We start from the raw sequence: 25,756 nt of genomic DNA on the forward strand, positions 1-25,756 counted from the left end.
CGTGAGTGTTTTAGTCCGGTTAGCACCGGACTGAACACTTACGATCAAGTGGAGAAAAGGCGCCCGGTCACGTCGATTTCATCAGCAGGGTGCTGGCGTGGGTTTCGATGCTGTGGGCGACTACGTCTTGAATCGCCTTGTTGTGGTCGAGTAGAGGTGCGATCGTGGGCCACGCTGCCTCCGTGCGCTCCACCGTCTCGGCGACCACTGCGGCGAGCTCCGCGTGGTCTGCGTTGAGTCGCTCGCCCAGCCTGGTGAACGTCTTGTAGCTGATTCGCCTGAATTGGCGAGTGCCACCGAACTTGAGCCCAAGATCCTCAGGGTCGTCTTCGTCTCGATAGGCCGCCGTGCACACCAGGTCGTAAGCCGGTGAAAGCGTCGGAATCCGGCGATCCGGATAGAGCAAGGACCAGTTCTTGAGGTGCGCGTCCCCGTTGGAGATCAGAATGTTGAACGCCAGCCTGCGGGCGAACTCCCGCAGTGCGGAGGTGTCCCGGCCACGGTAAGACAGAGCGGCAACGGTTTCGAAGTTCCCAGCGTACTTGCGGTCGGAGTAGACGTTACGCACCTGAGCGAGATCCTCGATATGCACTGGAACACGGTTGTCGTCGCGATCGAATCGACGGACGGCATACGCGTACTCTTCGTTGTCCGGCCACACCTGCCGCGGCAGGTTGTCGAGCTTGCTCCGATGGGCCAGGGCCACTTCCGGCACGTCGATGCCTACGGCGGCAGCCAATGACATCATCGCGTGTTCGTTGCGGGGGACGTCGGCGTACACCCGGTCAGGCAGCTTGACGATCCAGTCACCACCCGCGCCGTGCGCGGGCAAGGTGAGTCGGTCGTCCCGTTTGAGCATCGAGAACTTCAGTCCAACCCCAGCGAGTGAGAACCTCCAGCCAGCCCTCCCCGAGTCGCTGTCGTCGTTCCCGTACGGGTCAACCACCGCGCTCGCCGGATCCCACCCGTCGTCAGGCGCGGGGGCATCCGGCAGCACCCGCACGGCGCCAGGCAGATCGTGGCCGACCTGAGCGAGTAGTTCCATCTCGCGATCCGCCGAGACCTTTCGATCCGCTGCGATCCAGTCACGCAGCCGCCCTTCGGGCAGAAGGTTGGAGAACCACGGCGGCAACCGCAGCGCACTGGCATGCCTGGCCTGCAGGCCCTGCTCGAAGACGAGGCCGAGCACCGGACGATCCGGATTGGCGAGGTACTCGTCGGCAAAGGTGAACCAGGTGTAGTCGCCCCGTTGGTTCAGTGCACCTATCCGGTCATTGCCCAGCCACACGCCGTGGCGCTGGTCACGAGTCGTCATAGTCGCTCTCGTCGTCCAGCATCAGTTGACTCAATGGTGGAGTGTTCTCGAATCCCCACTCGCACATGGTGCCCAAGAAATGCCGCAGTCGCTCGCGGAGCAACTCCTGGCGCTTTTCCAATGCCGTTACGTATGCACCCTTGTCCAACAGGTCGAGGGTCTCGTTCGTGAGCGCATGCGAGTCGAGTACCGCCTCCCACGCCGGATTGCCCCGATCGATCTGGCCGGTGAGTTCCATCCTTACTTCATCGGCGTCCACTTCGAGAACAGGCATCAACACTCTGTTCGCAGCCCATGGTCGGCGTAGTTTGTCTACCGACATGTTCGGAGCAAGATAACGAACGGCGTCGCGCGCGGTGGGTCGATCAACCAGGCAGGTCGCCAAATCGCTGATCTCGTACGGATCCCAGGTATCTGGATTACGAGGTCCCATCGACCACCATGAGCACAGCACGATCTTCGTCGCCGCCTGGTTGGTTGCGAAACTGGTCAGATCCGGCAACACCGGGTCCGGCTGGTCGACTAGCTTCAAAAGATCTTGTACCGAACCGGTCAGGTCGTTCTCGCGCACTCGTGAACATAGCATCCTGGCGGCATCTCCAGTCCCGGCCTTGAATTGCTGAGGGCCAGCAACGGCGGCGCGCCAGTACCAGCGACGCAGTAACCGGCGGTTTCGGGGATCAGGATCAGGGTGATGGGCGAAAATCCGTGCCAACGGTGCAAGCAAGTATCGGTACGCGAGCATGGAGAAATGTGGAACGAATGCATCGTTCTGCAAGAATTCCACAGCTCTGCGGACCGCCTGCTCCCCCGCTTTGTAGGCGGCGTCCTTGCCTTCGTCGCCGGGTGAGGAGAACTCGTCGCGAATGTCACGCTTCACGTCAGGCCCGCGACGGGCTAGCACTCCTTGAAGGACAGTATTCCCGTCGATAACACCAAAATTCAGGTCGGCGGCAATATGCTCTGCTACCAGGTCGATGGTGAGCTGTCCCTCTTCGCCTTCTTCGGCTGTGAGTGCGGAAAATATCTCGGCACGGGAGAGGCGCTTGCCGTAGTTGTTCATTCGGTCAAAGATGTCCTGCAAGACGCCCGGATCTGCTTGTCGAACCTGGTATGCCGGGACCTCGAACTGGCGCAATTTTCGTGTAATTGAGCTGGCTTGTTCCAGGAAATCCGACACGCCGCCGTGATCGGTGAACCAGCGAATGATCTTTTGCAGGTCGAACAGGACCGGGAGTGGGATGACAAGCGGATCCTCGACCTTGGGTATCTTCACGAACTCCTGCGCGCGAAGGTCGTAGGCCAGTGCGAATCGTTGGTCTCTTGCCCCATCCGGGTGCAGCGCGTTCGCCAGGCTGGTGATGCGCTGCTGTCCATCGACCACCCAGAGCGCGTCGCCCTCGGCGGCCTCGATATCGAGACCGCCGAGTCGTACTTTTTGTGCACCCGCCTTGCGTACCCACAGCAGGAGGCTGCCGACGGGGTATCCGCGGACGATGCTGTCGAAGAGCCGTCGGACGTCTTCCCAATTCCACCGAAAGTCTCGTTGGAAATTCGGCACGCGGATGCTGCCCCGCCACGCCATGCTGACCAAGGACTCAACGTCGATGGTTGTTGTGCTCAACGGCGAGTCGAGCGTCATCGCCATGCCGGTACCCCTCTCACGAGTTGCTCTCATCCTGCCAGAGCGGGCCACCGTTTCAGCGTGAGTGTGCCGTGTCGCGGTCAGGAGTTGCGTTCTCGAGAAGGGGACGCGAGGGTCACCCGTTCGAAGGGGACATCTTTACTTCGGCAGGGTGTAGAGCAGCCGGTTGGGCGTGTTCGGCTTCAGGTCGCAGATCTTGTCCTTGGTGGAGTTGGCGATCAGCGCCGCCTCCACCTGCGCCGGCGTGGCGTTCGGGTGGTCGGCCAGGTACAGTCCCGCGCCGCCGACGACGTGCGCTGTGGAGAACGACGTGCCGCTGAGCGTCTGCGTCGCGGTGTCGGACGTGTGCCAGATCCCGTTGATGAGCACGCCCGGTGCGAGCAGGTCGATCAGCGGGCCGAAGTTCGACGCGCTGTGCACGCAGTCCTTGGCGTTCGTCGCCGCCGTCGTGATCGCTTCCTTGACCCTGGCGGGGGAGAAGTTGCTCGCGTCGCTGGCGGAACTGCCCGCCGCGACACCGTACGTCACGCCGGACTTGATGGATCGGCGGACGGCGTCGTCGAGCGCCGCGTTCGCCGGGCCACCGAGGCTCATGTTGGCCACTGCGGGCTTCTTGGCGTTGCGGGTGATCCAGTCGATCCCGGCGATGACCGTGGCGAAGCTGCCGGAGCCGTTGCCGTTGAGGACCTTCACCGGCACGATGGTGATTTTCTTGGCCACACCGAACTTGGTGCCGCCGATGATCCCGGCGAGGAACGTGCCGTGCCCGTTGTCGTCGTCGGGGTTCCCGTCGTTCTGGACGAGGTCCACTCCGCCGCCGACCCGGCCGCGGATGTCCGTGTGTGTCGCTCGCACGCCCGTGTCGAGCACGTACGCGTGCACGTTGGCCGCTTCGGTCACCCACCGGTACTTGCCGTCCAGCGGCAGGGAGCGCTGATCGATCCGGTCGAGGTTCCACGTCGGGTCGGTCTGTTCGCCCCACGCGCGCACCTCGGAATCCGGTACCACGTAGGACACTGACCTGTCGGCTGCCAGCCGGCGCAGCTGGGATCGGCTCAGCGTGGCCGAGAAGCCCTGCAGAACGGTGTCATACGTGTACTCGGCCCTGATGCCCAGCCGATCGGTCACCGAGCGGGCCTGATCGGCCACTCCGGTGGTGTCGTGGAGTACCACGATGTAGCGGTGCGCCGGTTCGGCGTTCGCCTGAACCGGCGCGACCAAAGCAAGAGTCAGCGCGGCAACGGCCGTTCGCTTCCCGAGTCCCATGAATGACGTCTAGTGCACCCCGCGTCGATGTGCAAGGTTCACCAATTGCCACTACGTCATTGTGACGCAGTTTCCAGAGCACGGCTGCGCTGCAGGACATGCAGTCCGGCGACGCAGGCGCAGCCGATGACCACGAGCCCGATCCACCCCGACATCGGGGAGATGTCGAAAACTGTTCCCGCGAACAGGTTTCCGAGCATGATCCCGACACCGACGATGGTGTTGTAGAACCCGTAGTGGGTTGCCACGAGTCGGTCGCCGGACAACCGGACGATCGTGTCCATCTCGAAGGGGAACACCACCGCCGTTCCCAACGCCAGCAACGCCGCTGAAACGACCAGCGTCGCGTTGCCGGGCACGAACAACGGCGGCAGGAACGCCGATGTCAGCACGGCGGCGCCGATCACGATCGACCGGGACGGGCCGAACCTGTCGCGGAACCACGACGTGATCCTGAGCTGCCCGGCGATCGCGACCACGGCCGACACCACGAACAACGCCATCACCAGCGCCTGGGACCCGGCCCGCAGCGGCAGCGCCAGGTAGACCTGGAACGACAGCACGTTGGAGCCGACCATGACCAGCGCGAACACCAGGAACGGCCGGTTGGCCACGACTACCCGCCAGTCACCCAGCATGGTCCGCCGTTCGGTGTCCGCGACGTGGTTCGGCAGCGCGCGGATCTGCAACACCGTCAGCACGGCGAACACCGCGGCGGCCACGAGGCAGGTCACCCGGAAGTCCACAGTGGTCAGCGCGAGACCGATCACCGGGCCCAACAGGATTCCGCCCTGGTAGAACACGTTGAACAACGCGAACGCTTCCAGTCGCCGCTCGTCCGCGTCCGCCGCCAGGTACGCGCGCACCGCCGGGTTGAACAGCGCGCCCGCGAACCCCGTCGCCGCTGAGGCGATCACCAACGCGGGCAACGAGTTCACGACGCCGAGCAGCGTGAACCCCGCGGTGCGCAGCAGGCACCCGGCGACGATCAGCGGCTTGTAGCCGAACCGGTCGGCCAATGAGCCGCCCAGCAGGAACATTCCCTGCTGCGAGAAGTTGCGCACCCCGAGAACCAGGCCGACCGCCCAGCCCGCCAGCCCGAGCGGCCCGGCGAGATAACCGGCCAGATACGGCATCAGCATGTAGAAGCCGACGTTGATGGTGAACTGGTTGACCATCAACAGCTTGCTGGGCCGGTCGAACGAGCGGAACTGCCGGATCACCTCGCGTCTCCCAGCGGGTCGACGACCTGGGCGCACCGCGTCCAGCTGGTGACGACCTGCGCGCCAGGGTCGTCGATGGTGTGGGGAGCGCTGCCTGGCGGGTTGTCGAGCAGGCCGTGTTCCTGGCAGAACTCGTCGTTGTAGACCGTGTCGAAGTACCGGTGCGGCCCGTCCGGGAAGACGGCCGCGATCCGCGTTTCGGGTTCGTTCGTCCTTGCCAGCCAACGGGAGACGAGCGCGACCGCGCCGACACTCCAGCCGCCGCTCGCGTGGTGCGTTGCCGCGAGTTCCCGGCACATCCACACGGCTTCGGCCGGTGCGACCCAGTGGACCTCGTCGAACGCGGCGTAGTCCACGTTGCTGGGGTAGATGCTGGAACCCAGGCCCCGCATCAGCCGGGTGCTCGCGGGCTGGCCGAAGATCGTGGATCCGATCGTGTCCACACCGACCAACCGCATCCGTGGGCAGAACTGCCTGAGCACGCGGGCGATCCCGGCCGAGTGACCACCGGTCCCGACCGAGCAGACGAGAACGTCGACCCGGCCGAGCTGGGCGACGAGTTCCATGGCCAGTGAGGCGTACGCGGCCACGTTGTCCGGGTTGTTGTACTGGTCCGGGCACCAGGAACCGGGGTTGTCCCGCATCACCTTCTCGACGCGGTCCCTGCGGGCCTGCTGCCAGCCACCGGTCGGGTGCGGGTGTTCGACGAGTTCCACGGTGGCGCCGTAAGCGGTCAGCAGTCTGCGCACGATCGGTTCCATGCCCGGGTCGGTCACGAGCGTGACCGGGTGCCGGTGGACGGTCGCGGCCAGCGCGAGACCGAGGCCGAGTGTGCCGCTGGTCGACTCGACGATCATGGCGCCGGGCTTGAGTTCGCCGCGCTGGATGGCGTTGGCGACCATGTGCAGCGCGGGCCGGTCCTTCATGCCACCGGGGTTGTTGCCTTCGAGTTTGGCCCAGTAGCCGCGCCGGTCGTCACCGATCCACAGCACGGGCGTGTTGCCCACCGCTGTGGCGGGGGAGTGGCAACTCGGTGCGGTGGTCAGCAACTGCGCGGGCACGGATGCGATGGATGGCGCGGAAAATACAGTGTTCATCGGACCTGTCTCATCACGCTTGGTATGAACGGGACACATCGGGACTCGCCAGAACGCGTGCGTCATCACCACAGACAGTCGTCCGCGGGGCACAGAAAGTTCCGGCGATCAGTCCACTCAGGTCCGGGCGATCGACAGGTCGATGAGGACGGTCCGGCCAGTCCTGGCGCGCGGCGGGCAGTTCTGCTGTGGCGCGACCGGCAGCGGGCGGTGCGGTCGGACAGCGACAGGTTCCGCGACCGGCAGGGATGCGGCGGTTGTCGGCAGCGCGGCGAAGTAGTCGTGCTCGTGCGGCTCGGCCTGGTGGTGGCAGTGGTTGTCCTGAATGGACACGACCGCTTCCGGTCCGTGGTGGACGTCCGCGTGCGGTGCGCACGAGGCGACTACGAGCCACAGGAACGGCAGCAGAATCGAGATCGCCAGCTGTCGTGTCCTCATCGTGATCGACGGTACCAGCCCGCAGCCGATCCGTCACACACGGTCAGAGCCATCCATGCATACGCGCGGTCCGCACTGCCTCGGACCGGGTCGGCACGCCCAGCTTGTTGATCACCGCCGCGATGTAGTTGCGCACGGTGCCACTGGACAGGTGGGTCTGTTTGGCGATCACGGCGACCGGCGTGTCGAACTCGGCGAGTCGCAGGACCTCCAGCTCTCGCGGGGTCAGCGGGCACTGCGGCGCGGTGAGCGCGTCCGCCGCCAGCGACGGGTCGACATAGCGGTCGCCGCCGTGCACCCGCCTGATCACGTCGGCCAGCGTCCCCCCGGGCGAGCCCTTGCGGACGAACCCTTTCGCGCCGGCCGACAGCGCCTGCTTGAGGTGCTGCGGGCGGCCGTGTCCGGTCAGGACGACCACCGCGCAGTCCGGCACCGCCTTGGCCAGCTCAGCGGTGACCGCGAGCCCGTCGAGGACAGACATCTCCAAGTCGATCACGGCGACATCCGGCCGGTGGGCCAGCACCGCTTCGACGGCCGCGCGGCCGTCGGCGGCGTGCCCGACCACTTCGAGGTCCGGCTCCAGGCCGAGCAACGCGGCCAGCGCCGTGCGGATCAGCTCCTCGTCGTCGGCCAGCAGAACCCGGATCACGCGCGGACCGCTGCTTCCACCGTGAACACACCGTCGTCCTGACCGGTCCGCAGCCGTCCACCGGCCTCGGCCAACCGGTCGGCCAGCCCGGCGAGGCCGCCGCTGTGCCGGTCCGGTCCGACGCCGTGTGCCCCGTCGTTCGACACCGTCATCCGCACCTCCGTGCCCGCTCGTGTCACCTCGATCGTGCACCACGTGGCCTGGCTGTGTCGCAGCACATTCGTGCTCGCCTCACGCAGCACCGCCACGAGCACTGTGGCCGTCTCCTGGGAGAGCTCAGTGTCCGCTTGCGTGACCGTGCACCGCACGCCGGACGAGTGCAGGACGTCCGCGATCGCGGTGAGCTGTTCGGCGAAGTCGACCGCTCGGTAGCCGTGCACCGCTTCCCGCATGTTCGCCAGCGCCTTGGCCGCCAACCGCTGTACCTCGGCTGCCTCACGCGCGGACGCGGCGGCGTCGACCGTAGCCAGCCGGGCCGCCAGTTCGGCCTTCAACGTGATCACGGACAGGTCGTGCCCGAGGACGTCGTGGACGTCACGGGCGAACCGCAGCCGCTCCTCGGTGGACGCCAGCCGTGCCTGTGCCACACGGCCCTTGCGCGCGTCCAGCAGCATGTCCCAGAACCACAGATGCACAACGCTCATGGCGACGACCGCCGACGCCACACTCGCCACGATCACCGCCGCCGTCAGCGGCCGATCGGCCGTCGCCACCGCAGCCGCGAAGACAGCGACAGTCACTCCGATGGCCGCGACCCGCCCGAGCCGCACCATGGGCAGCGACCCGGCGATCGAGCCGCCGACCCACGCCCAGGTCTCCCACCGCGGCCCGCCGACTGGCGTGAGTAGCACGAGCGTGAGCACGCAGACGGCGCCGAACGCGATCAGCAGCCGTCGCCTGGCCATCTCCGACAGCCACGGCGTGACTGTGGCGTAGAGCGCACCCGCTTGTGTCGCGGCGAACGCGATCGTGCCGACAGCGCCCAGCACGATCCACAGTGGGCGCGATTCCCGCAGCACCCCGATACCCGGCATGATCAGGCTGGTCAGGACGGTCACCGCCAGCGAACCGAGCGTCAGCGCCCTGGCTTTGCGCAGAGTCGAGTCCCGGGGCGGCGTCACCGGCACGATGCTATTCACGTGATCCAGCGTGCGGGCCGTCCCGCGCAAATCCGATGTGCGGATGTCACCGATCGACCGTGCACGCGGAAAAGTCGTTGGCGGATGCGGTGGCCGCGCCGCTAGGCTGTCGGCGGCCCTCGAAGTGGATCAAGGAGGTGGGAGAAGATGATCACGTTGATCACGCGCTCCCGCCTTGCCATGAGGGTGCCTGGGTTCTGACTGGGAGCGCGCCACGCACTCTCCAGACGAGGAAACCCCATGTCTTTGACCATCCGGGCGCTGCTGCCCGGTGAGGAACACCTTTTCGACTCGTTGCCCGACCCCGGCCTGGTCGGGTTCGCCGCCTTCGGCGAGACCTACACCGGGATGCGGGTCTACCGTCCCGAGTGGACGTGGATCGCCCAGCGGGACGGTGTCGTCGTCGCCCGCGCCGCGTGGTGGGGCGGGCCGCAGGACACCGAGCCCCGGGTGCTGGACTGGTTCGACTTCACCGACGCGGACGCCGCCGTCCGGTTGCTGCGGGTGTCCCCGCTGCACACCGAGTACTCGCTGAAACTCCCGCCGAACTGGCGGGAGGACGACCGCGTCCACCACGAGGCGCGTATCCGGATCGAGGCCGCGGAAGCAGCCGGTTTCAAGCGGCTGGTCGACCGTTACCGCTACCGCTGGACGCCCGAATGCGGTCTGCCGGACCGACCGGGCAGGCTGGACTACCGGCCGGTCGCCGACGAGCGCGAGATCTTCGACGCGTTCAAACTGATCCACAACGGCACGCTGGACGCGCACGCCCGGCTCGCCATCGAGACGGGCGGCATCGACGTGGCCGCGCAGGAGGAAGTCGACTTCCTGAACTGGATGCCCAGCCCGCGGGACTGGTGGCGGCTGGCGTACACGCCGTCCGGTGAACTGGCGGGCATCTCGATCCCCGGCCGCAACCACTCCGACCCGATCGTCGGTTACATCGGCGTCACCCCGGCCCACCGCGGCAACGGGTACGCGTACGACCTGCTGGTCGAGTGCACGCACATCCTGGTCGAGAACGGGATGGACCACGTCGTCGGCGCCACGGACCAGCCCAACTTCCCGATGCACCACGCGTTCACCAAGGCGGGGTATCCCGTCATCGAGCACCGGATCGACTTGGCATGGACAGGAGTTCCACGCGGTGCACCAGACGCGTGACCGGCACCCCGGCTGCCATGTGCCGGGGCAACACCGCGAGTCCGTGACCGGCTGACGCCATCGCCAGCAAGCCGGGCACGTGTGTGCCTTCGTAGCGGACGGCGGCACGGAAGCCATCCGTGCCGCTCGCCGCGCGCAACTGCGCCAGTGGAATCGCCGAGTCGGGCGCGTCGATCCACTGCGCGTCCGCAAGATCCGCGAGGTTGATCCGCTTGCGCGTGGCCAAGGGGTGTCCGTCGGGCAGGACCACCACCAGCGGTCGCTCGGCCACGCCGACTTTCGCCAGCGGTGCGACGTCCGGCAGGTTCAACGGGTCGCTCGGTGCCGCTAGCCCGTCGACGAGACCGAGGTCCAGCGTGCCGCGTGCGACACCGGTCAGCACGTCGGCGCGGGGCAGCACCCGCACGTGGTTGGCGCCGACGACGTCCGGCATGAACGCCAACGGCGACAGCCCGACGACCAAGCGGTCCGGCGGTGCCGCGACCATCATGGTGATCTCGGCCCTTGCCGCGTCCATCCGGACCAGGATCGGGCCCGCGTGGTCGAGCAGGCGACGGCCCGCGTCGGTCGGTGCCACCGGGCGACGGGTGAGCAACGCCGTGCCGAGATCGTTCTCCAGTGCGGCGATGTGCTGGGACACCGCGGATTGCGTGTACCCCAGTTCGCTCGCGGCCCGTGAGAACGAGCCACACCGGGTCACGGCGACGAACGTCCTCAGCAGATGCGGATCCATGAGTATCAGTATCGCTAATACTCGGACCAGAGATCATCGTTGGTGCTGAACTCGGTCGCCGGGTGAGGATGACGGCATGACAGCACGACTCGCGTTGGTGGGCGACCGGTCAGCCGCCGTCCGCGCACACACCCGGATCCCCGCCCTGCTCGAAGCGCTGGCCGACACCGTCGTGCTGGACGCCTACTGGATCCCCACCGAGGACGTGGACGACGCCATCGCGGGGTTCGACGCCGTCTGGCTGGTTCCCGGCAGCCCGTACCGCAGCGAGGCCGGGGCGCTGCGGGCCGTGCGCATCGCCCGTGAACAGGGGATCCCGTTCCTGGGGACCTGCGGCGGGTTGCAGCACGCGGTGCTGGAGTTCGCCCGCGACGTCTGCGGACTGGACGTGCACCACGGCGAGAACGACCCGGACGCCGACGACCTGCTGATCGTCCCGTTGGCCTGTTCGCTGGTCGGCCACGAAGGCGCGATCGCGGTGGAGCCGGACTCGTTGGCGCACAAGATCCTCGGCGCGGGCCGGACCGTCGAGCGGTACCACTGCGCCTACGGGACGAGCGAGCGCCACCTGCGGACGTTGCGGGAGCACGGCCTGCGGGTGACGGGAACCGACGACGAGGGGCAGCTCAGGATCGTGGAACTGCCGGACCACCCGTTCTTCCTCGCCACCCTGTTCCAGCCGGAATTGGCGGAATGCCAACCACATCCGATCGTCCGGATGTTCGCGGCAGCCGCGCGGGAACGGTCGGAGCGTGCCACTGTAGCCGGATGACCACGCTCCCTGCGAAGCGTTCCGTCCTGCGGGATCCCCCCTTTCTCAGGCTGTGGCTGGCGACGACTTCGTCGACCGTGGCCACGTGGGCACTGGCTTTCGTCCTCGGCCTCGCCGTGCTCGACCGGACGTTGTCCGCGAGCGGCCTCGGTGCCGTCCTCGCGGCGAGGACGATCGGCTTCCTCGTGGCGGTGCCGGTCGGCGGGGTCCTCGCCGACCGGTACCCGCGGCGGCACGTCGTGTTCTGGTCCGGTGTGCTGGCGGTCGTGAGCACACCGGTGGTCGCTTTCGCCGGTCTGCCACTGATGATCTGCGCGGCCGTGGTGCTGGGCGCCGGGCAGGGCGCGTGCCGCCCGGCCTTCCAGGCGTTGACGGCCGAGGTCGTGCACGCTTCCCAGCGGCAGCAGGCGAATGCCGCGATGACGTTCGCCGTTCGCGCGTCGACCCTGGTCGCGCCCGCGCTGACGGCGTTGCTGGCGACGGTCGTCAGCACTTCCTGGCTGTTGCTGGGAACGTGCGCGTTGTGGCTGGTCGCCGCGCTTGTCCCGCCTCGTGGCGACGGCCACGCCGTTCGAGAGCGGGACAAGCCGTATCGGGAATTCTCTGCGGGACTGCGGGAAGCGCGCAGACACCCGTGGTTCCTCGCCGGAGTGGCGGCGTTGAGCGTGACCGCCGCGTTCGGCCAGTCGACGATCGCGGTCGCGCTGCCCATCGTGAGCCGTGACCACTACCGCACGGAAGCGGTGCTGGCCGCCGGCGTCACGGCGTACTCGATCGGTGCGCTGATCGGTGCCTTGATCATCGCCCGGTGGCGGCCACGCAACCAGGGCTGGGCAGCGCTCGCCGGGCTCGCGTTGTTCGGGCTCGCCCCGCTGAGCATGCTCATGACCGTGCACCCGGTGGTGCTCGTGGCCGCGTTCGTCGCGGTGGGCGTCGGCATCGAGCTGTTCAACGTGCCGTGGTTCACCGCCACCCAAAGGGAGGTCGAGCCGGACAAGCTGGCTCGTGTGTCCTCTTTGGACTTCATGTTCTCGTACGGTCTCGCACCCGCCGGTCTCGCCGTGATCGCGCCGTCGATCGACACGTTCGGCATGAGCCCGGTGCTGGCCGTGTGCGCGGTGATGTGCTTCCTCGCGCCTGTGGCCGCGGCCCTCGTACCCAGTTCCCGGCACCTCTCCGTGGTCAGGACTCGGCGATCCGCTTGATGACCGCCAGCCTGCGGACCCATTCGACCGCGACACCAGGGTGCAGGTCGGAACTTGAGGTGCAACCCACTGGTTGCGTTTGGAGGATTCTACTCCGAACGGGTGAGGTATGTCCTGCGATCAGGCCAGTCGAGGGGGATGATTCGGCACATGACCACCCCCGAAACCCCGCCGACAGACGAATTTCCCGCCCAGCAGTCCCCCGCCGGAGCGCACCCGGCCGGAACACACCCGGCTGGAACACACTCGGCTGGAACACAACCGAAAGACGACACCACCGCGATCGGGTCGACGTCCACCCAGGCCGTCGCGAAGGTGACGAGAGGGACGCGGACCAGCGGAACGTGGATCGCGGTCATCGTCGCCGCGATCGTGCTGGTGTTCCTGCTGATCTTCATCCTGGCGAACCTGCAATCGGTCACAGTGACCTTCCTCGGCATGTCGGGGCAGTTGCCGCTGGGGGTCGCCCTGCTGTTCGCCGCGATCAGCGGTGCGCTGCTGGTGGCGCTGGTCGGCGCGGCCCGGATCCTGCAACTGCGCCGCCGCGTCCGCAGGGCGGCCAAGACCCACTAGCGGACTAGCCCGCGTGTTCGGCCGCCCACTGGGCGAGCAGGATCCGTGACGCCACGCCGAGTTTGGCGTAACTGCTGGTCAGGTGAGTTTCGACGGTGCGCTCGCTGATCTGCAGCTGTGCCGCGATGTCCGCGTTGGACAGCCCGTGGCCGACCAGCCGGACGATGTCGTTCTCCCGCCTGGTCAACGGGCCCTGCCGAGGCGGGTTGGGGACGTGCACGCCCACCCCTCGAGCGATCCGCCGCACCCGATCGGCCAGCGGCCGGGCGCCCGCCTGCTCGAACCGGGCCAGGCAGGCCAGGATCTCGGCGGGAGCGGGGTGACCGGCGATCCTGGCCTCGGCGGCCACCAGCCGCGCGCCCATCTCGTCCAGCCGGTCGGCGTCGTTCCGGGCCACCGCGTCCAGCAACGGACAGTGACCGGCCGACGGCGACACGACCCCCGCGCGCCACGCGAACAGCATTCGGACGATCATGGCCAACGGCTCGTGGTACAGCGCCCAGTACGTCAGCTCGGGCACGCCGCCGCGCTGTCCGGAATGGACTGCCAACGCGGTCCGCACGCTCTCGGCCAACGCGGCCACCCCGGGTTCGGGGCGGAGCGGGATGGCGTCCGCCTCCGCACAACGTTCCCTGGCCCGCACCAGGTTGCCGCGTTCGGCCAGCAGCAACGCGTGGACGTACAGCGCGCGCCCCAGCGAACGCGGATTCCCGGCGGTCCGAGCCCGATCGACACCCTCGCCCGCGACCGACTCGGCCATGCGCAGGTCACCGGTGAGATACGTGACCAGGGTGAGGTCGAGCCGGGCGAGCGACCCGGCTGCGGAGACTCCGGCCACGACCTGCTCGGCCACCGCCCGGCGGGCGTACGCCAGCGCGGTGCCCAGATCGCCGGTCGCCGCGCGCAGGCTGACCGCCTGGTGCGTCGCGAAGTTGCGCAGCAGCGGCCAGTCCTGTTCCCACTGACCGCTGTGCGCGGCCGCCTTGGTTGCCTGCTCGGCCGCACCGGCCAGATCGCCGTCCAGCAACGCGATCAGGTGCTGTCGCAACGCCTCCGACGCCACCGCGGCCGGACGAGGATCCGGTGGCACGTCGAAGTGCTCGACGATCAGCCGCAGCTGCTCGGTGGTGCCGTGCCGCAACGTGTACAGCAGCCGCAACGCGATCGTCTGGGTGGCGGTGTCCCGGATGGGGCCGCTGCCTTCCGCCGCGTGCGCCTCGGCGACGGCGACGTCACCCACCTCCGACGCCATCACCGCCAGCCGGAACCGCAACGCGCTGAGCGTCTCGTTGTCGCCGCGCTGCCGCGCGAGTTCGGCCACCCGCGTCCACGTGGCCTTCGTGTCGTCGACCCGCCCCGCCCGCAGGTACGCCTGACCCAGGTGGTCGCGCAGCACCAGGTCGTGCTCGGCGAGGTCGAGCGCGGCGCTGAGGTAGCGGATGGACTCGTCGGCCGCCCCGACCCGCATCGCCCGTCGGCCCGCCTCGGCCAGCACCGGCGCCGCACGGTCCTTCTCGACCAGGTCACCGGCCAGCAAGTAGTGCGGTGCCAAGGCGACCGGGTCGTCCAGCATCCCGATCACGGCCGCGTGCAGCGTCCGCCGCTCACCCAGGGTGAGACTGTCGTAGGCGACTTCCGCGTACAGCGGGTGCGCGACCCGGACAAGACCGGCCGACTCCACGACCAGACCTTGCTCGACCAGCCGGGCCACCCCCGCGTCGTCGCCGAGCGCCGGGCCGGGTGCCTCGGCGGCGACCGCGATCAGCTCCACCAGCCGCCGATCGGCCGCGCTGAGACCGTCCAACCTGGCCAGCACCACGTCCTTGACCACCGCGGGCAGCGCAGTGAGATCACTCCGCAGCAGCGCGGTGACGAACAGCGGAATGCCCTGGGCCCGTTGCCGAACGTCGTCGAGCCTGGCCCGGTCCGGAACCGCCCCGAGCACATCGGCCGCCAGCTCGGTCACCTCGTTGTCGGACAACCCGCCGAGCCGGACGACCGCGTCCGCGCCGGTCGGTGCCTCGCCGGTCCGTGCCGTGACCAGGACGGGTGAGCCCCGGCTGACGTGCCGCAGCAGGTCGATCGTGCCGCCGTCGGCCCAGTGCACGTCGTCGACGACCACCAAGGCCGGAGCGACCTGCCGGAGCAGTTCGGTCACGCCGCCGAACATCCGCTCCCGCTCCAGATCGGTGTCCGCCAGCGGCGGCGACGCGGGCAACCGCGGATCGTCGAGCAGGCGCCCGAGACCCGTCAACGCCGCGAAGTCCGTCGCCGACCGCAGCGCGGGCCGCAACGCCTCCACAACAGGCGCGTACGCGAGACCGGCGTGCAACGGGTGCGCGCGACCGACCAAAGTGGTCACGCCCTGTTTCGCTGCCTCGGCAAGGACTTCCTCGGCCAGCCGGGTCTTGCCGATCCCGGCCGGGCCTGCCAGCACGGTCAGGCCGCGTCCGGCGCGGACCGCCGCGAGCAACGCGGCCAGTTCGCCCCTGCGCCCGATCAGCCGCATTCGCGGATGATCTGTTCGTTGATCGCGCGTACCTCCTGGAAGTCCATTTTGGCCACACGCCGGTCGTAGGTCAGGAAGCCGTTGACTTCGTGCTCGACGTCGGTGATCTGGGTGTAGACCGCGCCGCTGAGCCCGTTCGCCAGCGCCACGCCGAGCACGTCACGCTGGTTCTCGACGTACCGCCTGGTCAGGGCCGGGATGTCGGGCGCCATCTCGTACGCGCCGCCGTCCTCGAACCACATGTGGCCGTCGACCTCCATGCCGATGCCGCCGTGCTCGCCGTCGATGGCGATCCGCGTCCCGTCCGGCTTCGGTGTGGCAGGGCCGACGTAGTCGTGCAGGTCCACGACGTCGCCGCGGCCGGAGTCGCCGAACGAGTCCGGCAGGTTGTAGCCGCTCTGCGCGTCGACCAGCCGCGTCGGGTCGAGTGCTTTGACCTCGTCGGCGATCCGGCCGGTGTCGTCGAGCGACCACTCGCCCCAGCCCTCGTTGAACGGGATCCAGCCGACGATCGACGTCCAGCTCTTCTTCTGCGTCACGATCTCGCGCAGTTCGGCCTCGAACTGGCGTTGGGCGCCGGCGGGCGGGCGGCCCAGTTTCGTCGACGGCATGTCCTGCCAGACCAGCAGGCCCAGCCGGTCGGCGTGGTGGTACCAGCGGTCCGGTTCGGTCTTGATGTGCTTGCGGACAGTGTTGAACCCCAGCACCTTGTGCTGTTCGAGGTCGAACCGCAGCGCCTCGTCGGTCGGCGCGGTGTAGATCCCGTCCGGCCAGTACCCCTGGTCCAGTGTGGACAGCAGGAACAGGAACTCGCCGTTGAGGGTGAAGCGGAGCCTGCCGTCCGCGTCGGGTTCGACGCCGAACGACCGCATCCCGAAGTACGAGGTGACCCGGTCGCCCGTGGCCAGCACGACTTCCAGGTCGTAGAGGAACGGCGACGCCGGTGACCACAGCTTCGCGCCCGGCACCGGCAGGTCGGCCGTGCCGACGCCCTTGGTCCGGCTGACGACGTCCCCGCCGTCCCGCACGATCGCCTCGAACGCCGTGTCCGGTGTGGACGCGTGCACCGTGAGTGCCAGCGTGCCGTCCGTCGGCGACGGCACCATGTCCAGTGCCGTGGTGTACGTGTCCGGCACGGACTCCAGCCACACCGTCTGCCAGATCCCGGACGCGCCCGTGTAGAAGATGCCGCGGTCGGGCACGAGCCGCTGCTTGCCGACCGGCTGCCAGGTCGCGTCCGCGCGGTCCTCGACGCCGACGACCAGCTCCTGCGGACCGTCGGCCAGCAGTGCTTCGGTGATGTCGAAGGAGAACGAGCCGTATCCGCCCTTGTGCGTCCCGGCTTCGTGGCCGTTGACGTACACGGTCGCGCGGTAGTCCACCGCCCCGAAATGCAGCAGGACTCGTTCGCGCCAGCCGACCGGCACCTCGAAGGTGCGGCGGTACCACATGAAGTCCTCATGCCGGGCGATTCCGGACAACGCCGACTCGATCGGGTACGGCACGAGCACCCGTTCCGGCAGGTTCTCGCCGAACGGGGCCGGTGCGTCCTCGGTGGCGGCTGAGAACTCCCACACGCCGTTGAGGTTCAGCCAGTCCGGCCGGACCAGTTGCGGTCTCGGGTGTTCCGGCAGCGGGTCGGTGGGGGAGACCGAGGTGGTCCAGGGCGTGGTCAGTGGGCCGTCGGCCAGTGTCCAATCCATCACCCCGGACGTTACCCGCTGACGCGAAGATCGTCAGCGGGTAACGGCCACGGCGTCAGTTCACGCAGGGGGTCCTGGTGTCGGTGCCGTTCGGTGCGCCGCCGCCGGCGGGCGCGGGGCCGTTGCCGAAGAACTCCGTGGTGAACTTGCGGACCTTGACCGGATCCACTGCCAACGCCTGGCCCGCGCTCGGCGTGTCGACGCTCCCGTCGGTCGGGATCGTCGCCGCGGTGAGGCCGGACTGGCTGGTCAGCCTGCGGGCGAGACCGAGGACGTCCAGCGCCGCGTCGGTGTGGACAGTCCGCTTGACGGTGTCCACGAGCGCGGTCAGCTTGGCCGGTTCCAGCGTGGCCAGCCTGGCCGCCAGTCCCCGCAGGAACGCCTGGTGCCGGGCGATCCGGTCGAGGTCACCGTTGGGCAGGCCGCGCCGCTGCCGGAGGAAGGCCAGTGCCTGCTCGCCGGAAACGGTCTGCTTGCCCGCGGGGAGGTTCGCCCCGGAGAGCTGGTCGTTGACCGCCTTCTTCAGGCAGACCTCCACACCGCCGACGGCGGTGCTCAACTCGGGGAAGTCGGTCATGGCGACCGTGACGTAGTGCTGGGCGCGGACCCCTGTGAGCTTCTCCACCTCGGCCGCTGTGGCCTGTGCGCCTTTGTCACCGCCCCCGGCCTTGAGATAAGCCATGTTCAGCTTCGACTCGGGGTCGATCCGGGAGTCCCGTGGCACGGACAGCGCACGGAATGACCCGTCCGCGCCCGCTCGCAGCAACATGATCGAATCCGGGCGCTGGCCTTCGTCGACGAGCTTGTCCAGCCCGAGCACCAAAATGGTCTGCTCGCCCTGGGCGCCGGTGGCCGCGTTGGCTGCCGCGGGTCCGGCTTCGTCACCCCGAGAGGCCGTCAACGGGATCATCACGCCCGCGATGCCCGCGGTCACGGCCACACCGGCGATCGCGACGGCGAGCCCTCGGCTGCGGCGTGGTTTGCGCCCGCCGTGCAACGCGGCCAGCACGGTGCCGGGATCGACAGCCTGGCCGGCCTCCTCGCCGATCGCCTCGCGGATCAGCATTTCGTCGTTGGTCATCACAGCACCTCCATGACTCTGTTGTCGGCGCGTAACGTCTTGAGCGCGCGGGAGATATGGCTTCGCACGGTGCCTGCCGTGCACTTCAGGACCTCGGCGATCTCCGCGTCGCTGCGGTCCTCGTAGTACCGCAGCACGAGCGCGGCCCGTTGCTTGCGGGGGAGCTGGGCGATTCTGGCCCGCATCGCGTCTCGTTCGGCGTGGTGCACCGCCGGGTCGCCGACAGGGGGCGTGAGCGCGGCGATGGTCGTCGCCGGGGACGCGACGTCCCTCGATGCCCGGCGGCGCCACCAGGACAGGTACTCGTTCGTCACCATCCGCTGGACGTAGAGGTATGGCGCGTCCATCGCCCCGATCCGGCCCCACCGCCGCTGCGCGCGCAGCAGCGCCTCCTGCACGATGTCCTGAGCCAGGTACCGGTCACAGGTCATCGCGGTGGCGTAGCGCAACAGCCGATCGAGACGATCAGTGACGAACTGGTCGAAGCCGTCCGGCACCGTCGCTCCCTTCTGCTCGAGTGTGGAATGCGCTGGGGAAACCCCGTTTCACAGGCTAGATGTTGAACGCTGTGACCCGGATCACCTGTGAGAGAGTCGGGTGATGCTGATCTGGATCAACGGACCCTTCGGCGGTGGCAAGACGCAGACGGCCTTCGAGCTGCACCGGCGGCTGGCCGGGAGCGTGGTGTGTGACCCGGAGATGGTCGGCTTCGGCCTGCACCGGATGACGCCGCGCCCGTTGCGCGCCGACTTCCAGAACATGCCCGCGTGGCGGCAGGGCGTGCTCGAGGTGCTCGACCTGGTGCTGCGCAAACATGACGGGCCGGTGATCGCGCCCATGACGCTGGTCGACCCCGGCTACTTCGACGAGATCATCGGACGGCTGCGGGACAGCGACCATGACGTGCGCCACTTCGCGCTGCTGGCGACACGTGAGACGGTCCTCGACCGGCTCAACGGCCGTGGCCTCGGCCGGTTCACCAGCCGGGCAGCGGCCATGCGGCGGGAGTCCTTCGCGGTGAGCAAGGTCGACAGCTGCCTCGAGCGGCTGAGCAAGCCGAAGTTCGGCGAGCAGGTCTGGACTGAGGGGTTGTCGATCCCGCAGGTCGCCGAGCACGTCGCGACGGCGGCGGGGGTGCGTCTCGCGCCGAACACCGACGGCCCGTGGCAGCAGAAGGCCAAGCAGGTCATCACCCAGGTCCGGCACATCAAGGGGACCTTCTCCTGAGCCCTGCCCGATCGGGCGGAAGTGTGCCGAATGGAGTATCCACGGCACGCCTGGCACCTCTTTGGGATATCGCCGTCGAAAAACGTGTGAGGGAGACATGGACACGATCTCGCTACCGGGCAGAACCACGCCAGCCGGGCTCGGCTGGCTACCGGACCGGCCCGACGTGCGCGACCTGACGCACGAGTCCTCGCAGGTCCGCGCGTTACTCGCGGAATCGGGCTCGCCGTCGCTGCGGGCGCTGGCCGGGGACAGCCCGGCCGAACCACCGGCCACCGTGGACCTGCGTGAGTGGTTCTCGCCGGTCGAGGACCAGAAGGAGATCGGCTCGTGCACCGCGAACGCGGCGTGCGGGATCGTCGAGTACTTCCAGCGCCGCTCCTTCGGCAAGCACGTGGAGATGTCGCGGTTGTTCCTCTACAAGGTCACTCGCCAGTACTTGGGGCTGACCGGCGACACCGGCGCGTACCTGCGCAGCACGATGGGTGCGTTGGCGCTGTTCGGCGTGCCGCCGGAGCGGCACTGGCCGTACGACGTCGCCCAGTTCGAGGCCGACCCGCCCGCGTTCGTGTTCGCCTACGCGCAGAACTTCCAGGCGCTGACCTACTTCCGGCTCGACCCGGCCAACACGTCGGGCAAGGAGACACTGGCGACGGTCCGCAAGCACCTCGCCGCCGGTGTGCCGTCGATGTTCGGGTTCACGGTGTACGCCAGCATCCGCCGTCCGGCCAATCCCGGTGAGGTCCCGTTCCCCGCCGAGGGGGAGAGCGTCGCGGGCGGGCACGCGGTCGTCGCGGTCGGCTACGACGACAACAAGGTGGTCAAGAACCCCGTCGACAACAAGACGACCACGGGTGCTTTCCTGATCCGCAACTCGTGGGGCGAGTCGTGGGGTGAGAGCGGCTACGGCTGGCTGCCCTACCAGTACGTGCTCAAGGGTCTTGCCGAGGACTGGTGGGCGATGACCGCGCAGGAGTGGATCGCCACGTCGTCGTTCGACGAGTAGCAGCGGCCGCCGCCGCGCGGCTCGGGTGCAACGAATGCCACATTGGTTGCGGTTTTCGCACCGAAGGCCACATTGGTTGCACCTAGCCGTTGAGGATCATCTCGTGCACGTGCCGGAGTTGGCGGCCCGGCTCGATCCCGAGGTGGTCCACCAGGGCCCGCCGGGTGGTCTGGTAGACCTGCAGCGCCTCGGCCCGGCGGCCCACCGCGGCCAACGCGCGCATGAACTGCGCGGTGAGCCGCTCCCGCAGCGGGTACTGGCGCACCAGTGCGTCGAGCTCGCCGAGCAGTTCACCGGCCTTGCCGCAGGCCAGTTCGGCGTCGACGCACTCCTCGATGACGGTGATCCGTTCGGTTTCCAGCCGTACCGCCTCCAGTTCGAGGTGCGGTTGGTCCACCGCGCACACCTGGGGGCCACGCCACTGTTCGAGTGCGCGCCGCAAGTGCCGGGCCGCCGTCGGGTGGTCGCCCGCGCGGGCGGCCTCGCGGCCCGCGCCGACCTCGGCGTGGAACGTCAACAGGTCGAGGTCGGTGACGTCGAGCCTGATCCGGTAGCCGCCACCGGCCTGTTCGATCGGGATGCCGCGGTCCCGCAGCCGGGACACGTACGTGTGCAGGTTCGAGACGTACGACTTGGGCGGCGTGTCACCCCAGAGCACCTGCACGAGCCGCCTTGTCGGCACGCAATGGTTGGCGTGGAACAACAACTCAGTCAGTAGCGCAGGTAAGAGACTGCCCCGCAGCGAGACGTGTGAGCCGTCCCGCGCCGCCACGGTCAGCGGTCCCAGCACGCCGAACCTGAACTCTTCCCTGACCGCTGTCCTGGTCACGTGAGCCCCCACTCTGTCGGTGTTTCGTGATTCGCCTCAGTGTTGCGGCGGAATCCGACCACAACCGTGTGAACACTGTCAACACTACAGAACGCGATGCGGTATGTTTCCACGGGTAGGACCGTGTGAACTGGGAAGGGGCGAGGCGAGTGTCGAACGAGGCTGCCGTCACGGCGGCGGACATCGCCAGGCTGGCCGGCGTCGGCCGGGCCGCGGTGAGCAACTGGCGCCGCAGGTACGAGGACTTCCCCGCCCCGATCGGCGGTACGCCCAACAGCCCGTTGTTCACCCTCGCCGAGGTCGAACGCTGGCTTCGCGACCAGGGCAAACTCCAGACGGTCTCGCCGTGGGAACGGCTGTGGCAGCTGCTGGAGGCCCACCGCGGCGACCAGGAACCCGCCGACGTGCTCGCCGCGATCGGTGATTACCTGCTGCGTCGCACCGACGGCCACCCCGTCGCGCCCGCGTTGCTCAACGAGGTGGCGACGCTCGCCAACGAGCACGGCGCGCTCACCACGGCCGAAGCGCTCTGGGACCGTTTCGTGCAGGCGAACTCCCGGTGGATGGCGGTGACGACACCGGAGATGGCCCGGCTGATGGCCGAGCTGACCGGGTTGTCGACCGGCGTGGTGCTCGACCCGGCCTGCGGCGGCGGTTCCCTGCTCGCCGCGGTCGCAGGCCGGACCGGTGGCCCGGTGCGGTGCCTCGGCCAGGAGATCGACCACGGCCTCGCCGCGCTCGCCCGGATCCGGCTGGGCCTGCGGGGCGTGGCGAGCGAGATCGCGACGGCCGACTCCCTGGTGCACGACGCCTACCCGGGCGGCCACGCCGACGCGGTCGTCTGCGACCCACCGGTCGGCGAACGCCAGTGGGGCCACGAGAACCTGCTGCACGACGAGCGCTGGGAGTACGGCATCCCGCCGCGGATGGAATCCGAACTGGCCTGGGTCCAGCACGCGTTGGCCCACGTCCGACCGGGCGGGCTCGTCGCCATCCTGATGCCGCCGTCCGCGGCGGCCCGGCGATCCGGCCGCCGGATCCGCGCGGAGTTGTTGCGGCGCGGTGCCTTGCGGGCCGTGCTGGCCCTGCCCGGCCCGGTGCACCTGTGGATGCTCCGCAAACCCGGGCAGCCCACGCACCCGCAGGTGCTCCTCTTGGAGGCCACGACACTGGAATGGGACCACGCGGCGGCGCGTGCGATCGCCGCGTGGCGTGCGTTCGACGCGCCCGACGGCACCGCCGAGGACGAGCCGGGCGTGTCCCGCACGATCCCGGTGCTCGACCTGCTCGGCGAGGAGGTCGACCTCACCCCGGCACGCAACCTGCCGATCTCCGCCGCGCCGGACACCGCGGAGAAACTCCTGGCTGGACACCGGGAACTGACCGCGCGGCTCGGCGGGCTCGCGCCGTTGCTGCCGACCCTGGACTGGACCGGGCACGGCCAGCCGCACCGGGTGATGATCACCATCGCCGAGCTGGTCAAGACCGGGGCGCTGGCCCTGCTGCAGTCCGACGTGCCGCCGAACCCGACCGGCGACGCCGTACCGCTGCTCGACGTCCCCGACGTGCTGGCCGACCGGTCCGCGTCCCGCCGGATCTCCCGTGACCTGGCGGCCAACGCGGTCCGGGTGCTCGCGGGCGACGTCGTGATGCCGACCGCAGGGCACAAACTGGTGGCACGGGTCGTGACCGAGCCGGGGGCGGTCCTCGGCCGCGGCCTGTGCCTGTTGCGCCCCAACCCCGACGTGCTCGACTCGTGGTTCCTCGCCGGGTTCCTCGGTGGCTCCGCGAACTCGAGGCAGGCCAGCACCCACCTGTCGGCCGCCGCCCGGCTCGACGTCCGGCGGTGTGAGGTTCCCCGGATGCCGCTGGCCGAGCAACATCGCTATGCTGCGGTGTTTTCCGCGCTGGGGACGTTCGGCACCGCCGTCGGCCGCGCCGGAGCCCTCGCCGAACAGGTCGTTCAGGCTACTGTGGATGGTCTGGTCGACGGTCTGGTGGCGCCGGAGAGGACTTGAACCAGGAGGGGTTGAGGGAGTGCAGCGCATCGTCGGTGACCGGTACGAACTCGTCCGGCCACTGGGCCGCGGCGGGATGGGCGAGGTGTGGCTGGGCCGGGACCACCGCCTCGACCGCGACGTCGCGGTGAAACTGCTGCGCCCCAGTGTGTTGCCAGCCGGTGCGGACGTCGAGACGCTGATCAGCAGGTTCAACCGCGAGGCGCGGATGACCGCGAAGCTGGAGAACCCCGGCGTTCCGGCCGTCTACGACACGGGCACCGACGAGGACGACCTGTACCTGGTGATGCAGCTGATCGGCGGGGCCGACCTCGCCGAGTTCCAGGCGGAGAACGAGCCGGTGCCGGTGCCGTGGGTGATCGCGATCGGCGTGCAGATCGCCTCGGTGCTCGTCGTCGCGCACGCGGCCGGTCTGGTGCACAGGGACCTCAAGCCCCGCAACGTGATGGTCACCGACAACGGTGAGGTCAAGGTGCTCGACTTCGGCATCGCTTTGCTGCGCGACGTGGACATGACCCGGATAACCCGGACGTCGGAAGCGGTGGGCACACCCGCGTACATGGCGCCTGAGCAAGCCATGCACGGCCAGTCCAGCCCCAGCAGCGACCTGTACTCGTTGGGATGTGTGCTGTACGAACTGTTGACGGGACGGTACGTGTTCGAGGCGAACACCGCGTTGGCGATGATGCACCGGCACTACGCGGACACGCCGGAGCCGGTGCTGTCGCACAGACCGGACACGGGACAGCCGTTGGCGGACCTGGTCGGCCGATTACTCGCCAAGAGCCCCGACCACCGGCCCGGATCGGCAGGCGAGGTGCACGACGTGCTGATGTCGCTGATGCCACCGCTGCGCGCGGGCGGACCGCTGATCCCGATGGACCCGACCAGACCGTTCCGCGACAAGCTCGCCACACCGCGTCCCGCTGCTTCCCACCCTGCTGTTGCACAACCTGTTGGGGCACAACCCGTCAGGCCGATCGACCCGCCGACAGTGCCCGCCGCCCGTTCTCCGTTGCCGTTGATGCCCGTGATGCAGGCCGCGCCCACTCATCCGTACTCGCCGCCGCCCCGGGTGGACATGACACCCGTCGACACCCCGAGCCGCCGGTTAGGCGAGGGAGTCCTGCTGGGTTTCGCTGTCATGGTGGCCGGTTTCGCCGTCGACGACCTGGTCCGCAGGGGTGCTGTCGTCGAGCCGTACGCGATGGCCCTGTTCATCGCGTTGCCGATGTTCTTCGGGTTGCGCATGCGCAAACGCCGGATGCGGCTGCCGTACTACTGGTCACTCGGCCCGTTCGGCAGGCACGCCCTGCCGCCGCGGCACACGGTACTGGCCGAACGGGTGCTCGAACGCTTCCTGCTGATCTTCGGCGGCGTGTTGCTGATCGCGTTGCTGGCCCAACCTGCCTTGTTCACCCAGAACGACGGGACACGCACCATCGGGTTCGTCGGGATGCTCACCATGTGCCTGGTGATCTTCGTACCGGGGCTGCTGATGCGGCAGCGCAGGCTCGGCCGCCCCTACCCGTGGCTGCCGTAGTACGAGTCCACTGCCGGTTGTCCCGTGTAGTTGGGGCCCGCTGACTTGTCCGCGCCGAGGTACCGCCACGGGAACGGCGTGGTGTCCGGCCCGATCTTGCGGATCCGCCTTGTCCTGGCGTTGTAGTCGAAATCCGCTGCCCGCAAGGCTTTCGTGACGTTCAACGGGTTGCCGTCGCGGTCGCGGACGGCCGTGGCGTCGAAGTTCGCGACGAAAACGCCTTTCGGCGCCAGCCATTGGACGGCGCGGGTGAGCGTCCCCAGCTTGTCCCCGATGTAGTGCATGCCGTGCACACACGTGATGAGGTCGTAGCGATGCTCGGGCTGCCACGCCGACACCGGAGCGGCGACCAGGTCCACGGTGGCGGCGGTCGCGGTCGTGAACTGGTCCACCAGATCCAGCCCGGTGATCGCGGTGCCGGGCAGCAGTGCCGCCGCGTCGATGAGCGCTTTCCCGCTGCCGCAGCAGAGATCCAGCCAGGTCGCGGGCTGGTGGGCGACGATGTCGAACGCGAGCGCCGTGCGGTAGCTGTCCCGCCCGGTCAACGGCCGCGTTCTGTTCATCGACCGGTTGGCCACGACATCCGATCGCAGCAGTTCTTCCTCGTGCGCGAGGTGCATC

At 68.6% G+C, this 25,756-nt stretch carries 22 protein-coding genes and 1 pseudogene; 8 read left to right on the plus strand and 15 right to left on the minus strand.

Features of this window, described 5'->3' with window-relative positions:
- Positions 1-67: 67 nt before the first annotated feature.
- The 8 genes from ALI144C_RS10555 to ALI144C_RS10590 all read right to left on the minus strand — a co-directional run bounded on the left by ALI144C_RS10555 (position 68) and on the right by ALI144C_RS10590 (position 8,772).
- Entirely contained in the window at positions 68-1,315 is a 1,248-nt protein-coding gene (locus tag ALI144C_RS10555; RefSeq protein WP_076986878.1) for a type II toxin-antitoxin system HipA family toxin, read from the minus strand.
- Entirely contained in the window at positions 1,302-2,963 is a 1,662-nt protein-coding gene (locus ALI144C_RS10560) for a DUF262 domain-containing protein (RefSeq protein WP_237774087.1), read from the minus strand. Before ALI144C_RS10560 ends, ALI144C_RS10555 begins: the two co-directional genes overlap by 14 nt.
- A gap of 135 nt (positions 2,964-3,098) precedes the next feature.
- Positions 3,099-4,226 (minus strand): S8 family peptidase, encoded by a 1,128-nt coding sequence (locus tag ALI144C_RS10565; protein WP_076986879.1) that lies wholly within the window; start codon positions 4,224-4,226, stop codon positions 3,099-3,101.
- Positions 4,227-4,282: 56 nt separating this feature from the next.
- Positions 4,283-5,404 (minus strand): MFS transporter, encoded by a 1,122-nt coding sequence (locus ALI144C_RS10570; RefSeq protein WP_076987059.1) that lies wholly within the window; start codon positions 5,402-5,404, stop codon positions 4,283-4,285.
- Between the two features lie 41 nt (positions 5,405-5,445).
- Positions 5,446-6,546 carry a PLP-dependent cysteine synthase family protein gene (locus tag ALI144C_RS10575; RefSeq protein WP_076986880.1) on the minus strand — a complete coding sequence of 367 codons (1,101 nt, stop codon included), beginning with the start codon at positions 6,544-6,546 and terminating at the stop codon, positions 5,446-5,448.
- 117 nt (positions 6,547-6,663) lie between these two features.
- Positions 6,664-6,984 carry a hypothetical protein gene (locus ALI144C_RS10580; protein ID WP_076986881.1) on the minus strand — a complete coding sequence of 107 codons (321 nt, stop codon included), beginning with the start codon at positions 6,982-6,984 and terminating at the stop codon, positions 6,664-6,666.
- Between the two features lie 43 nt (positions 6,985-7,027).
- Positions 7,028-7,633, minus strand: a complete 606-nt coding sequence (locus ALI144C_RS10585; protein WP_076986882.1) for a response regulator transcription factor — start codon at positions 7,631-7,633, stop codon at positions 7,028-7,030.
- A complete protein-coding gene (locus tag ALI144C_RS10590; protein ID WP_202818916.1) occupies positions 7,630-8,772 on the minus strand; it encodes a sensor histidine kinase in 1,143 nt (380 codons plus the stop codon). The genes ALI144C_RS10585 and ALI144C_RS10590 overlap by 4 nt, the downstream gene beginning before the upstream one ends.
- A 240-nt stretch (positions 8,773-9,012) precedes the next feature.
- Between ALI144C_RS10590 and ALI144C_RS10595 the strand changes: the two genes are divergently transcribed.
- Positions 9,013-9,936, plus strand: coding sequence for a GNAT family N-acetyltransferase (locus ALI144C_RS10595; protein ID WP_076986883.1), 924 nt, complete (start codon positions 9,013-9,015; stop codon positions 9,934-9,936).
- Here the strand turns inward: ALI144C_RS10595 and ALI144C_RS10600 are convergent.
- Positions 9,875-10,669: a LysR family transcriptional regulator gene (locus ALI144C_RS10600; protein ID WP_076986884.1), complete on the minus strand. Its 795-nt coding sequence runs from the start codon at positions 10,667-10,669 to the stop codon at positions 9,875-9,877. The two genes, ALI144C_RS10595 and ALI144C_RS10600, sit on opposite strands and share 62 nt — an antisense overlap.
- Before the next feature lie 76 nt (positions 10,670-10,745).
- Here ALI144C_RS10600 and ALI144C_RS10605 point away from each other — a divergent pair, with 76 nt between their 5' ends.
- The 3 genes from ALI144C_RS10605 (at position 10,746) to ALI144C_RS53095 (ending at position 13,219) form a co-directional block, all read left to right on the plus strand.
- The gene (locus ALI144C_RS10605; protein ID WP_076986885.1) at positions 10,746-11,441 is read left to right on the plus strand and encodes a CTP synthase C-terminal region-related (seleno)protein; all 696 of its coding nucleotides are present in this window, start codon (positions 10,746-10,748) and stop codon (positions 11,439-11,441) included.
- Positions 11,438-12,646, plus strand: coding sequence for an MFS transporter (locus tag ALI144C_RS10610; protein ID WP_076986886.1), 1,209 nt, complete (start codon positions 11,438-11,440; stop codon positions 12,644-12,646). The genes ALI144C_RS10605 and ALI144C_RS10610 overlap by 4 nt, the downstream gene beginning before the upstream one ends.
- Before the next feature lie 150 nt (positions 12,647-12,796).
- Complete coding sequence (locus ALI144C_RS53095; RefSeq protein WP_083752918.1) at positions 12,797-13,219, plus strand: LapA family protein; 423 nt, start codon at positions 12,797-12,799, stop codon at positions 13,217-13,219.
- A 4-nt stretch (positions 13,220-13,223) separates the two neighbouring features.
- On the opposite strand, the gene ALI144C_RS10620 is transcribed toward ALI144C_RS53095, so the two are convergent.
- The 4 genes and pseudogenes from ALI144C_RS10620 to ALI144C_RS10635 form a co-directional block, all read right to left on the minus strand.
- The gene (locus ALI144C_RS10620; protein ID WP_076986887.1) at positions 13,224-15,728 is read right to left on the minus strand and encodes an ATP-binding protein; all 2,505 of its coding nucleotides are present in this window, start codon (positions 15,726-15,728) and stop codon (positions 13,224-13,226) included.
- Between the two features lie 2 nt (positions 15,729-15,730).
- Positions 15,731-17,431, minus strand: a pseudogene (locus tag ALI144C_RS10625) (glycoside hydrolase family 2 protein); the annotation flags it as partial.
- Between the two features lie 55 nt (positions 17,432-17,486).
- On the minus strand, positions 17,487-18,512 hold the full coding sequence (locus ALI144C_RS10630; RefSeq protein ID WP_076986889.1) for an LCP family protein: 1,026 nt from the start codon (positions 18,510-18,512) through the stop codon (positions 17,487-17,489).
- Entirely contained in the window at positions 18,512-19,009 is a 498-nt protein-coding gene (locus ALI144C_RS10635) for a SigE family RNA polymerase sigma factor (protein ID WP_076986890.1), read from the minus strand. The genes ALI144C_RS10630 and ALI144C_RS10635 overlap by 1 nt, the downstream gene beginning before the upstream one ends.
- 103 nt (positions 19,010-19,112) lie before the next feature.
- Between ALI144C_RS10635 and ALI144C_RS10640 the strand changes: the two genes are divergently transcribed.
- Both ALI144C_RS10640 and ALI144C_RS10645 read left to right on the plus strand, forming a co-directional pair.
- Positions 19,113-19,739 (plus strand): AAA family ATPase, encoded by a 627-nt coding sequence (locus ALI144C_RS10640; protein WP_076987062.1) that lies wholly within the window; start codon positions 19,113-19,115, stop codon positions 19,737-19,739.
- A gap of 97 nt (positions 19,740-19,836) precedes the next feature.
- The gene (locus ALI144C_RS10645; protein WP_076986891.1) at positions 19,837-20,745 is read left to right on the plus strand and encodes a C1 family peptidase; all 909 of its coding nucleotides are present in this window, start codon (positions 19,837-19,839) and stop codon (positions 20,743-20,745) included.
- A gap of 82 nt (positions 20,746-20,827) precedes the next feature.
- Here ALI144C_RS10645 and ALI144C_RS10650 read toward each other — a convergent pair whose 3' ends face one another.
- Positions 20,828-21,574: an AfsR/SARP family transcriptional regulator gene (locus ALI144C_RS10650; RefSeq protein ID WP_076986892.1), complete on the minus strand. Its 747-nt coding sequence runs from the start codon at positions 21,572-21,574 to the stop codon at positions 20,828-20,830.
- Between the two features lie 149 nt (positions 21,575-21,723).
- Between ALI144C_RS10650 and ALI144C_RS10655 the strand changes: the two genes are divergently transcribed.
- Both ALI144C_RS10655 and ALI144C_RS10660 read left to right on the plus strand, forming a co-directional pair.
- On the plus strand, positions 21,724-23,592 hold the full coding sequence (locus ALI144C_RS10655; RefSeq protein ID WP_076986893.1) for an N-6 DNA methylase: 1,869 nt from the start codon (positions 21,724-21,726) through the stop codon (positions 23,590-23,592).
- 19 nt (positions 23,593-23,611) lie between these two features.
- Positions 23,612-25,135, plus strand: a complete 1,524-nt coding sequence (locus ALI144C_RS10660; protein ID WP_076986894.1) for a serine/threonine-protein kinase — start codon at positions 23,612-23,614, stop codon at positions 25,133-25,135.
- Here the strand turns inward: ALI144C_RS10660 and ALI144C_RS10665 are convergent.
- Positions 25,117-25,755: a class I SAM-dependent methyltransferase gene (locus ALI144C_RS10665; protein WP_076986895.1), complete on the minus strand. Its 639-nt coding sequence runs from the start codon at positions 25,753-25,755 to the stop codon at positions 25,117-25,119. The two genes, ALI144C_RS10660 and ALI144C_RS10665, sit on opposite strands and share 19 nt — an antisense overlap.
- Position 25,756: the final 1 nt, after the last annotated feature.

The sequence above is a fragment of the Actinosynnema sp. ALI-1.44 genome, assembly GCF_001984155.1.
Lineage (GTDB): Bacteria > Actinomycetota > Actinomycetes > Mycobacteriales > Pseudonocardiaceae > Kibdelosporangium.